The organism is Desertibacillus haloalkaliphilus, from assembly GCF_019039105.1.
Taxonomy (GTDB): domain Bacteria; phylum Bacillota; class Bacilli; order Bacillales; family KJ1-10-99; genus Desertibacillus; species Desertibacillus haloalkaliphilus.
The window spans coordinates 251,881-264,279 of record NZ_JAHPIV010000001.1; the positions used below are offsets into that span (position 1 = coordinate 251,881).

Annotated in this window: 8 protein-coding genes and 1 other annotated feature; of the genes, 4 read left to right on the forward strand and 4 right to left on the reverse strand. The window is 40.5% G+C overall.

Features of this window, described 5'->3' with window-relative positions:
• Positions 1–88: 88 nt before the first annotated feature.
• Positions 89–1,783, reverse strand: a complete 1,695-nt coding sequence (gene ezrA, locus KH400_RS01185) for a septation ring formation regulator EzrA (RefSeq protein WP_217221345.1) — start codon at positions 1,781–1,783, stop codon at positions 89–91.
• 262 nt (positions 1,784–2,045) lie between these two features.
• Here ezrA and hisJ point away from each other — a divergent pair, with 262 nt between their 5' ends.
• Positions 2,046–2,867, forward strand: coding sequence for a histidinol-phosphatase HisJ (gene hisJ / locus KH400_RS01190; protein WP_217221346.1), 822 nt, complete (start codon positions 2,046–2,048; stop codon positions 2,865–2,867).
• A gap of 14 nt (positions 2,868–2,881) precedes the next feature.
• Here hisJ and refZ read toward each other — a convergent pair whose 3' ends face one another.
• Positions 2,882–3,547 (reverse strand): forespore capture DNA-binding protein RefZ, encoded by a 666-nt coding sequence (refZ, locus tag KH400_RS01195; RefSeq protein WP_217221347.1) that lies wholly within the window; start codon positions 3,545–3,547, stop codon positions 2,882–2,884.
• Between the two features lie 312 nt (positions 3,548–3,859).
• On the opposite strand from refZ, the gene KH400_RS01200 reads away from it, so the two are divergent.
• On the forward strand, positions 3,860–4,339 hold the full coding sequence (locus KH400_RS01200; RefSeq protein ID WP_217221348.1) for a free L-methionine (R)-S-oxide reductase MsrC: 480 nt from the start codon (positions 3,860–3,862) through the stop codon (positions 4,337–4,339).
• A gap of 74 nt (positions 4,340–4,413) precedes the next feature.
• On the opposite strand, the gene KH400_RS01205 is transcribed toward KH400_RS01200, so the two are convergent.
• Complete coding sequence (locus tag KH400_RS01205; protein WP_246589115.1) at positions 4,414–6,720, reverse strand: sensor domain-containing diguanylate cyclase; 2,307 nt, start codon at positions 6,718–6,720, stop codon at positions 4,414–4,416.
• Between the two features lie 404 nt (positions 6,721–7,124).
• On the opposite strand from KH400_RS01205, the gene rpsD reads away from it, so the two are divergent.
• Entirely contained in the window at positions 7,125–7,727 is a 603-nt protein-coding gene (gene rpsD, locus KH400_RS01210; protein WP_217221349.1) for a 30S ribosomal protein S4, read from the forward strand.
• Between the two features lie 132 nt (positions 7,728–7,859).
• Here rpsD and tyrS read toward each other — a convergent pair whose 3' ends face one another.
• Positions 7,860–9,101, reverse strand: a complete 1,242-nt coding sequence (tyrS, locus tag KH400_RS01215) for a tyrosine--tRNA ligase (protein ID WP_217221555.1) — start codon at positions 9,099–9,101, stop codon at positions 7,860–7,862.
• A 78-nt stretch (positions 9,102–9,179) separates the two neighbouring features.
• Positions 9,180–9,386: a binding site (T-box leader), on the reverse strand.
• A gap of 141 nt (positions 9,387–9,527) precedes the next feature.
• On the opposite strand from tyrS, the gene KH400_RS01220 reads away from it, so the two are divergent.
• Positions 9,528–12,359: a transglycosylase domain-containing protein gene (locus tag KH400_RS01220; protein ID WP_217221350.1), complete on the forward strand. Its 2,832-nt coding sequence runs from the start codon at positions 9,528–9,530 to the stop codon at positions 12,357–12,359.
• The last annotated feature ends 40 nt before the right edge of the window (positions 12,360–12,399 follow it).

The window sequence follows — 12,399 nt, forward strand, 5'->3', positions numbered from 1 at the left end:
CAACTAGAATGATCCGATTAAGCAAATACAGAGACGACTATAAAAAAGTCACTGAAAAAGGTAAAATCCATACCTTTTTCAGTGACTTTTATTGGACAGCCTCTTTTTTCTGCTCAGTATCAAGAGCTTCAATCACATTCGGATCAAAAGGCTCAATCGCCTGAAGGACAATATCAATGGCATCTTCATAGTAAAAATTACGAAAACACTCTTCTGCTTCAAGCAACTGTTCATGAATCGCCCTCGAACGACTACGATAACGATTTCCATATTGAATTAATCGCTCAGCATCTGCTGCTTGTTTCAGCGTCTCCATAATATATTCATTGGTCCCATTCACATGCACGAGCGCCTCATCAATCTTTTGGTTCACCTCAGTCATCTGTAACGGCACTTCCTCAAGCTTCTCGGCAGCTTCGATTAACTTCCGTTCACCACTTTCAATTTCATCAATCACGCCACTCGGCAAACCTGGAATGTTACTCTTTTGAACGAGACGTTTCCCATCTAGCATCTTTCTACGAAGTTCTCTTAATGTATCTCTTGCCCTTAACTCATCCTGACGTAATGTCGCTAGCATCTGCTTAGAATTGCTAATTTCCTCTTGAACCTGCTCTAGCGTTTCTTTAAATGTTGCGACCATCTCTTCAATCGTTGTATACGATTGACGCTTATTTGCCGTCACGTCATCAATCACGCCTAGTTGCTTTTGCAATTCCTTTAAGTGTTCACCAATGGTTTCATGCATTTTCAATTCTTCTTCTGCAATGAGATAGCTTCGCTGTACCGTTTCAGTTTCTACTCTCAATTCACTGAGCATGACCTTCAAATCATCGAGCTGGTTACCTAGGCCGTTCAATTCGGTTTCAACGACATGCTTTGCTTTGACCTCATGTTCTAGTGCATCATACATGTGTTCAAGAGAATGATTGACCTCTTCGATTCGCTCTTCAATGCCATCAAGTTCCAACGCCTCTACATCATTTAAAATTTCCTTGATACTTGTATTAGCTTTTTCAATTTCCTCATCAAATGAAAAATGATCTAGCACGTAGCCTTGATGTTCCATATCTTTTATCCCTTGTTTAAGATTCTCAACATCAAGAGGGAGATTTGATTGCAATTGAACAAATAGCTTAGGAACCTCCTCCATCTGCTTTTGTTCAACGACTAGCTGCTCTTGTATGGCTAACAATACTTCTCTAGCTTCAAAATAATTTCCCTCTTCTGTCGCTTCTTCAAACGTTTCAAAACCATTCTCAAGCTCCTCCAACCGCTCATTAAACAATCTAGCGGTTGACCCTAGTGAGCCACGATGAAGTGAGAAATAATCGTTCACTTCACTATAAAACTTTCGGACGCTCACAATGTCCTCACGGTTTTGCTCTTCGCTATGGATTAAATTATGTATATCAGCCAACATTGCATTAAGGTCAACTTCCACCTCATTTAACTGCTGTTCGACAATCGCTAGGATTTTCTTCGCTTTCGAAAACCGGTATTTATTGGCAACCTCTTCAACATCAAATAGTAGTTCTTCTAAATCAGGAAGCTTTTCACCAATAATGTCATCCCAGGCACTTCGCCAGCTTTCAAATTTTTCTTCAGTCTCACCAGACATCGTAAGCCCTTTTACTTTTGATATTTCATCTGTAATTGGGCGATTCATAATTTCTATTTTCCAATCCTCGAGACGATCAACCTGCGAGTATATTTTCTTCCTTGTTAATGCCCCGTAGATGATCACTAGTAAAAAGATTGCAATTAACACATACAAGTACATTTGAGGCCCCCTTCCACCGTTGTATACCACTAGAAGCTACACCAATTCGCCTCACGTCATTTCGGCGTTCGTCATTGCTCCTACATAAGTTGTTCGACAATAAATCTTACGTCGGCATCGTGTCGTATTACTCACTTCTCCATTTATCTCAAATATCCTGTCATTTTCTACATATTCTTTTATGATCTGCTAGATTTTTCTACACTATATGATACCATGTAAAATAGATTTTTAAATGATTTTTTTAAAGGAAGTGCAAAGAATGATTCTATATGACGGTCACGTCCATACCCCCTTTTGCCCACATGGCACAAAAGATACGATTGAAAGTTATATTGAACAAGCATTAGCACACGGTATCAAAGGGCTTACCTTTGCCGAACATGCCCCTTTACCTGAAGGGTTTATCGACCCGACGCCTCTCAGAGATAGCGCGATGAAAAAAGAGCATCTCTATGAGTATATCGAGCTTATTCAGCAGTATAAGAAGGACTATAAAGATAAGATTGATATTCGCGTTGGGTTGGAAGTAGACTATATTGTTGGCTTTGAGAAGGAGACAACCGCACTATTAAATGACGTTGGTCCACAACTCGATGATAGCCTTCTGTCTGTTCACTTTTTACGAAACGACGACCGCTATTACTGCCTTGACTACAGCCCAGAAGCATTTGCAGAGATGATCGATGTCTTTGGTTCTATTGATGGCGTGTATAAAAACTATTTTGATACCGTCAAACAATCAATCACGGCAAACCTCGGTTCATATAAACCGAAACGAATCGGGCATATCACGTTAGTCCGTAAATTCCAAAACAAATACCCGGCAACCCACGACTTCCGAGCGAATATTACGGATATTTTGGATACGATCTCTACACGACAACTTCAACTAGATTATAATGGCGCAGGCACTGCTAAGCCACTATGTCGCGAACCATACCCACCAGCATCTGTTGTTGAAGAGGCGATCCAACGAAAAATACCCCTCATCTATGGTTCCGACGCCCATAGCCATAAGGGGTTACTTCAGGGGAAAGATCAACTTGTCCAACATGCTCCGCTCGTAACGCCCGATTCCTAAACGGCGGCTTTTGATTACGGACGTATAAGTAGCATTTTTCGAGATGAATACAAGGATGAAGACTGCTCATTACAGATGTAGTCTTCTACCCACCTTGTTAAATAGTCCATATATTTTTCTAAAAAAAATCGTTCATGCGGTATTAAATGATATACTTCACGAATGTATTGCGGGTGGAGGTAAGGCATAATTAACATTCCTCGTAGCTGCATCACAATAAAATCGATCGGTTGACGATTGAACTCTTCTTCTGCCATTCCTTTTTCAATGATAACATGAAAAAGGTGCTTTTCTTTCATGAGATAGGTTGTCATTAGTTCACGAACCAACACCGTATCTAACGTAATTTCCCGATGGATAAACCTGGCTAAATTGTGGTTTTCTTGTTGATAGATGAGGATGTTCTCTATCGCATGTAGTAAACATTCTTTTGAAGAAAGTTGGTCGTGTTTGCTTCGCTCGATTGCTTGCTCAATCACATGAACATAGCCTTCTAAGAATTTTGTCATCAGTTGCTCTAACAACCCTTTTTTACTCCCAAAATAATAAGATACCAATGCCGCATTTACGTTTGCACGCTTTGCGATCTCACGTACAGATGTCCCAGTAAATCCTTGTACATTAAAAAGTGAAATCGCCGCTTCGATTACCTTTTGTTTTGTTTTTATCCGATCATCCACTATGTCCAACACCCCTTTTCCTCGTTAATCATGCATCATTGATTGTACAATCCGCCGGTTCACTGCATAAAATTGTAAGCTAAAACCGTTGCGAATAGGCTCGTTTCTTGGAAATCAATTGAAGTACTTTTCCGACCATCATCAGCTACTTCAATTTTTAGAAAAGTATATAGAATTGGGTTGATTTAACCATTCGTAACATAACCAATACATCCTTCAAAAAACGATCGACAATAACCAAAAATATTTCTACACCATCTGCCTACATGTGATATGATATACTATCGTACATTAGAAGAAAGGAGAATTTTCATGTTTAACGTCGAATCTTATACAGACAACCTCGAGAAAAACTATCAATTAGTCATTAAACAGCTGCAAGCACTGATTGAAGATGAAGACGACCAGATCGCAAATCTTGCAAACGCAAGTGCATTGCTCAATCAGTTTTTAGATGATACCAACTGGGTCGGTTTTTACTTATATAAAAATGATCAACTGATCCTTGGGCCATTTCAAGGATTACCAGCTTGTGTAACGATCGCGATTGGAAAAGGTGTATGCGGAACAGCAGCAAAGCAACGCAAAACCGTTCGTGTTGCTGACGTACATCAATTCCCTGGACATATTGCCTGTGACGCAGCATCACAATCAGAGATCGTCGTCCCCATGATCAAAGATGGACAGCTTATTGGTGTCCTCGATATCGATAGTCCTAATAAAGATCGTTTTACTGATGTTGATGAAACGTACCTCGAGCAATTTGTTGAGACCTTAGTGAACTACATCTAAAAAAATTGATTCGATCATTTTAAAAAAAGGACAGAGACCACGTAACAGTGCCTCTGTCCTTACCTATTATCTTCTTATGACTCTACTTGTTCTTCACTTTCTCCCATGATCACTTTATTCTTGCCTGTTTCTTTTGCCTCATATAAACATTGGTCCGCGATGTTAAAGAGTCGTTTCACTGATTTTTGTGTGTCTTGTTGGGTCCAGTTTGAAACACCGCATGAAACGGTTACTCGTGGGCTCGTTTCTTTACCGACATGTCGAACAATTCGTTCCGCCACCTGGTAACCAATTGTCGGTTCAACTCTCGGCAAATAAAGCGCAAGTTCTTCACCACCCCACCTCGCTGCGATATCTGTTTCCCTACTATTTCGTTTCATAATGTTTGCAACTTGAATGATGATATCATCACCAACTTGATGACCATAAGAATCATTAATCGATTTGAAATTATCAATATCAAACAAAATAAAGCAACCGTACGCATCCTGTTCCATCGATTCTTGTATGCGTTGGTCAAGATAATCTCTCGCATAAAGCCGGGTCAAACGGTCAGTAATGACTAGTTTTTCAAGCTCCTCATGTAACATTGAATTAGTGAATGCTAACGTTGAATGGTGGATTAGTGATTGTAATAACTTAAAATTGTCAAAGGTAAAGTGATACGGATTTTCGTGCATGACAACGACCATACCTTTTAGATCACCGGTTTGAATCATCGGTACTACTAACACAGAGCGATATGAACCCAGCACATACGGTTCATCCAATGATAAATCTCCAATAAATAACGAATCTTTTTCAATTTTTATTTTCTCACTTAATCGTTGAATCGCAGTTGTTGGCACATCTGTGAAGAAAAAACGTGTACTTCCTTCAAGGGTTGTCATTGATCCATTACTTTCAAACATGATAAAGCCAACCTCTTGTGCATGAAACGAAGCTGAAATTTGCTGAACCATAAAACCTACCGTATCAGATAAACATAAATTTGAGTTTAGCTTTTGTGACGTCTGATTAATGAGTTGTAAGTCATGAATTAGCTCTCGAGATTGCTGATAAAGCTCAGCATTCTCTAGTGCATTTCCACCAGTGTCAGCCAAAACTTTAATAAATTCGATTTCATGCCTTGGAAAAACCATTGAATGTGGTGAAGTAATCTTTAGCACCCCATAAATTCCTTGTTTTCCACGCAGCGGGGCATAGACAAGGGAGTGTTTACTAGTGATGACATCTTCAATCTGCATCTCGCCTGTCAAATAAGCTTTCTCAACAGCCCCTCCTGAAACGGCACCATAATGAAGTTGACTGACAGGAAGATCGGCTTGAACCTTCCACTCATGTGACAACAAGAGATCAATGCTAAATTGTGGATAGACCCCTTCCAATACATTAACAATTTCCCCTAAGACCTCTCCGACATCCATTGAAGCGTGAAATTTCTTTGTCACTTGTAACAACAATTGGTGCCGCTTCCTCTCTAAGTCTTTTTTCTCGTTGTAATATGCGCGGAAAAGTAACGGACGTATCTTATCAATGATCGTAAAAAGACGTTCGGTGACAGTTGCTTGAAATCGCCCGCCCTTATTCGTTAGTAAGAGGAGACTTTTCATATCCTGTTCATCCGTGATTGGGACCATCATAAAATCACTGTATATGTCTTGTGCTTCAAAGAGAGGCTTTCTCCCTTGTAGCTGTTCTTTCAATACAACTTCCCGTTGCAACAAGTCATCTTTCCTTATGACAAAACGGCGCTGCTCATCAATGACTTCGCTAGCCGTCGATTGCTGTGGTATATACAGTTCGCGACGTTCTTCAAGCACGAGTAACGTCAACTCAACCTCGAGATCCTCCCCCCCAATTGATCGAATCAACGCATGCTGAAGTGACGAAAAATTAATTTCATAGTCTGTATCTTCTAGGAGGTTAACAATCATATGGCTTGGTTGTTGCGTTTCACTATTCTTGTCATCTCTCATACATGTGTCTAAATAATTGGCTGTCATTTCAACCGAGGCCTTAAACCCTAGCAAAAACGAGCGAACCCCGTTCAAGGAATGATTCGTTTTCCCTTCAACAACTAAACCTAAATACCCGCACCAATTGTAAGTCTTTAGTTCGATTTCAATAAGGTCAATAATACAACCGTTATATTCATTAGGAAAACGATCGTCTAATAAACCATTTTGAACATGAGAGATTGTTTCAAGCATCGAGGCGCGTACCCCACCAACTTCTCGTAATGTTAAACACTCTCCCTCCATAGAAGCCATAAAAAAAAGCGCTGATGTGAATGTTTCTTTGATCACTTTTGTGTCTGACAAAACGGTCTGAAAAAGATCTGAAATGTCATGTGTATCCCTGTTCTTATCAGTATACATAGCAAAGCACCACCATACATTGTTACGTCTATTAAAAACTGTAATCGTTTTATATCCTTATATTTACATTATATAGGAATCAGGAACATTTGACTATCTAATCTGCTCGCCAGCATATGACAGATTTGTTTCATTTATTAAGAGCAATGACTTAGACGCCTTGACTTAGCCCCTACAAAAATATATAATAGCTTTTGTGTAAAATAAGACAGCCAAGGTAAACTTGATATGTCCACTATCTTCATTTTGTTTCTCAAACAGCGGCTGCATATCGTTTGAGGTACATCATGTAACTTCTAGCTGTCGAAGCGAAGGTGTATGAAAACAAAATGAGCATATCTCGGGATTACCAAAACTGTTGTTATTTTATTCAAATTTTAAAATAACAAAGGAGGAGCTATATTATGGCTCGTTATACAGGTCCATCTTGGAAATTATCTCGCCGTCTAGGCATCTCATTAAGTGGAACAGGAAAAGAATTAGAAAAGCGTCCTTACGCACCAGGACAACACGGTCCTAACCAACGTAAGAAGCTTTCTGAATACGGCTTACAATTACAAGAAAAACAAAAGCTTCGTCATATGTACGGTATGAACGAACGTCAATTCCGTCGCACATTCGATGACGCTGCAAAAATGCCTGGCGTTCACGGTGAAAACTTCATGATTTTACTAGAATCTCGTCTAGATAACATTGTTTATCGTATGGGATTAGCACGTACTCGTCGTGCAGCACGTCAATTAGTTAACCATGGACACATCACTGTTGATGGTGGTCGCGTTGACATTCCATCTTACCGTGTAAAAGTTGGACAAACAATCGGTGTTCGTGAAAAGTCTCAAAACAATTCTGCTATCAAGGAAGCATTAGAAGTTAACAACTTCGTACCTGCTTACGTAACTTTTGATACAGAGAAGCTAGAAGGAACATACTCACGTCTTCCAGAACGTTCTGAGCTTCCTGCAGAAATTACAGAAGCACTAATCGTTGAGTTCTACTCTCGTTAAGCTTCTACGAAACGAAAGCAATTGCCATTTCGATGGCAATTGCTTTTTTTATTTGTAGACATAAAAAAAAGCTGTCCTATAAGTCGAGTTGCTATTCTCCTTTAGGACAGCCAATTGCAGTCTATTTATTTGTTACTTTTTAATCTTAGCAAACTTTCGTTTCCCAACTTGAACGATAAGGCCGTCTTCGATCGCCACCTGTTGTTGTACTTCTGTTACTTTTTCCTCGTTCAGTTTTACACCGCCATTTTGGATCATTCTACGAGCTTCGCCTTTAGAATTCATCATCGTTAACTGAACTAAAAGGTCAACAATCCACACTTCATCTTCCCCATCCCATTCTACTTCAGGAATGTCTGTTGGTAAGGCGCGTTTCTGAAAGACCGTTTGGAAATATTTCTTCGCTTCCACCGCCTCTGCTTCGCCGTGGTACATACGTACGAACGTTTCCCCTAACTGCATTTTTGCATCACGTGGGTGAACAGAACCAGCTTCAAGGTCTTGAGCAAGCGTTTCGATCTCAGTCATTGGGATGTCAGTCGCTAACTTGTAGTATTTTACCATTAGCTCATCAGGAATCGACATTGCCTTCCCAAAAATTTCATTCGGACTTTCATCAATACCAATATAGTTGTTTAACGACTTAGACATTTTTCGTTCTCCGTCTAAGCCTTCAATTAGTGGCATCATCATGGCAATTTGACGATCTTGCCCGTATTCATGCTGCAAATGACGTCCCATTAATAAGTTAAACATTTGGTCTGTACCACCGACTTCAATATCGCTTTCTAGCGCAACTGAATCATACCCTTGCATTAATGGATAGAAAAATTCGTGAACAGAAATCGATTGCCCGGACTTATAACGCTTTTCAAAATCATCACGTTCAAGCATGCGCGCGACGGTCATTTTACCTGAAAGCTGGATCACATCCTCAAACGTTAACTTGGCAAGCCACTCTGAATTATAGTAAATATCGACTTTATCCATATCTAACACTTTTCCATATTGCTCAACGTAGGTTTTCGCATTAGCCTTCACTTGCTCATCTGTCAGTTGCTTTCTCGTTTCTGATTTACCGGTCGGATCACCAATTCGTCCTGTGAAATCGCCAATGATTAATTGAATTTGGTGCCCCAACTCTTGGAACTGACGCAGTTTATGCAAGACAACCGTATGACCAATATGGACATCTGGTGCAGACGGATCCATGCCTAGCTTAATTTTTAACGGTGTCTTAGTTGCTACCGAATGTTCGATCTTTTCTTTTAATCCATCACTTGGGACTATTTCAACTACCCCACGATTTAACACTTCAAGCTGTCGTTCTACTTGTTGCTTCTGCTCAGCAGACAATGTAACCTCTTCCACTATTCATTCCTCCTATAATATAAAGCTAAATTAGTTGTAGCTTTCCTCATTTGTTGCAATAAAAAAACAACTCACCCTCAATCAAGGGACGAGTTGTTCGCGGTACCACCCTAATTGAAGACAGTTGTCTCCCACTTCCATTGATAACGGCAAAACCGTCCTTTACAAACCATTGCAAAGGAAGCTCCAGGGTGTATTTCGCAGTCAATCTATGTACTGGCTTGCACCGACCGCCAGCTCTCTATAACAGGGAGATGTCTACTACTATTATCCTCTCAACACTTTTACTTATTTGTTTAATTCCGACTGTCTATTTTTTACCATAAAACCAACCATTATGTCAATGAACTGACCGCTAAATTTGCCGAAAACAATATAAAGATTCGACATCCTATGCTATAATATTGTCGGAACTTATAGGAGGTTTTTATGAGTAAACAACAAAATCGTTGGAATCAATTTATATCAACGTTAAAGGAAAAAAAGATCACCAAAGGAATTGGCATTACATATCAAGTCGTATGGAACTTAACATTAATTTTTATCGTCTTTGGGTTAATGGCCATATTCTTCGTTGGTGGCGCAGGTGCTGGCTTTTTTGCTTCGTTAGTTAAAGATGAGCCTCTACGAAGTTATGAAGAGATGGAAGCAGACATCTATAACTATGAAGAAATTAGCGAAGTCTATTTTACTGATGATGTCTTTTTAGGCGAACTTCCGACCGAGCTTGAGCGGAGAGAAATCGCACTAGAGGATGTCTCTAATTACCTTAAAGATGCGATTATCGCAACAGAAGATGAATATTTCTATGAACATGATGGAATCGTTCCAAAGGCGCTTATGCGTGCAACCTTTCAAGAATTAGCGAATTCTTCTGTCCAAACAGGCGGTAGTACGCTCACACAGCAATTAGTTAAAAACCAAATTCTCTCGAGTGAGGTTTCCTTTGACCGGAAAGCGCGTGAGATCGTCCTTGCCATGCGGTTAGAGCAATTCTTTGACAAAGATGAAATTCTTGAAGCTTATTTAAATGTTGTTCCATTTGGCCGCAACGCTTCAGGACGTCAAATTGCTGGGGCACAAGCAGCAGCAATCGGAATCTTCGGTGTGGATGTCAAAGACTTAAACTTACCACAAGCAGCCTATATTGCAGGGTTACCACAAAGTCCATTCGGATATACCCCTTTTAGAGGAAATGGTGAAGTCAAAGACAACATCCAAGCGGGTATAAACCGTATGAACACTGTGCTTAACCGAATGTTAGAAGCTGGCTATATTGATGAAGAGCAGTACAATGACGCACTCAACTATGATATCAAAGAAAATTTTGCGACGCGAACACCTAGCTTAATAGAAGAATATCCGTATTTAACGTATGAAGTTGAACGTCGAGCGACTGACATTCTTGTAGATCAAATGATTGATGAAGGTGACATTGACTTGTCTGACTTATCAAGAGAAGAACGTCTCGAAACACTAACTTCGTTACGAACCGATGCAAGACAGGCACTTAGACGCAACGGTTATAAAATCCACACAACTGTTAACAAAGATATTTATGAAGCCTTACAAGCAGCTGTTGAAGACCCACAATATTTTGGTCCTGACAAAGAAGGCGAACCAGAAGAAGTCGGTTCAATCTTAATCAACAACCAGACAGGGGCAATTCTCGGTTTCGTTGGTGGTCGTGACTTTGATCGCGAAAACTTAAATCATGCAACACAGGCGCCGCGTCCAAACGGATCAACGATGAAGCCTCTACTCGCATTTGCACCAGCTTTAGATATTGGTGCGATTCAGCCAGGATCAATCGTTCCAGATACAGAAATGACGTATAGTGATGGGACGCCGTTACGAAACTTTGATCGCCGACACCGCGGACTCATTACCGTTCGTGAATCGCTTCAAGCGTCTCGTAACATACCTGCAGTTCGAAGTTTTCAAATGACACCGCACGATAAATTACGATCGTCACTCATCAATATGGGGATCCGTAATTTACAAGATGGCGAACCTTATGAAGCAAGTTCAATCGGTGGATTAACATATGGAACCACTGTTGAGCGGAATACAAATGCATTTACAACGTTAGCCAACAATGGGGATTTTATTGAATCCTACTTAATTGAACGAATTGAGACAAATGATGGTGAAGTCGTTTATGAACACGAGCCTGAACCTGTTGATGTGTTTTCACCTCAAACAGCCTATTTAACCATCGATATGATGCGAGATGTATTACGACCAGGCGGTACAGCTAGCTCACTACCAGGCCGTTTAAACTTCCAAGCCGATTGGGCTGGGAAGTCAGGGACAACTAGTGATTTCCACGACTCTTGGTTTGTTGGAACGAATCCAAATGTTACATTAGGGGTTTGGATCGGCTATGACACCCCTAAACCGATTGAACGTACGGTAAATGGTCTATCATATGGTGCTAGAACACAGCAAATTTGGGCCAACATCGCAAACGCCGCCTATAGCGCACGACCAGATGTCATGGCACCAGATCACAATTTCGAAAGGCCAGAAGGAATCGTTCGTCAATCGATTTGCGGTATTTCTGGATTGTTACCGTCTGATTTATGTCGCGAGGCTGGACTCGTTAGAACAGACCTTTTCAATGCGGCATTCATTCCAAATGAAGTGGACGACAGCTTACAACGTGTAAGATATGTGACCGCTAATGGAGAGCGTTATGTCTCGTCTGACAATACACCAGCTGAATTTACTAATCAAGGTGTTATGGTTAAAGATGAGTACCTAGAAAATGAACAATTACTAGGAAATCTCCGTGATAGTGGAGGGCAAATTATACCAGATCGAACGCTTTCGGAGAACGGCCAAGTACCAGGTACAGTTGCCAACGTTCGCATTAATGATGGACAACTTTCTTGGCAACAGCACAGTGATAACGACATTGTCGGCTACCGTATCTACCGGGCACCAATCGGGAGTGATTCCTTTGAACTCTTGACAAGTGTAAAAGGAAACGACACAACAACGTCTGGAACGTTGCGCCGTGGTTACGATTATGTCGTTACAGCTGTTGATATCGAAGGACAAGAATCATCTCAATCATTAACCGTCAGTAGCGGGTCTCGACCTGATTCAGATAACGATGACGATCAAGAAAACAACAGAGATGATGATGAACCTTCAGATAACAATGAGGAAGACAACGAAGAACGTAATAACGATGATGATAGAGATGAACGTCGTGACAATGATGATGAGAACCAAAATGAAGAAGACCGATAACAATAAAGTAAAGAAAAGCTCGGGCGAGTGCCCGAGCTTT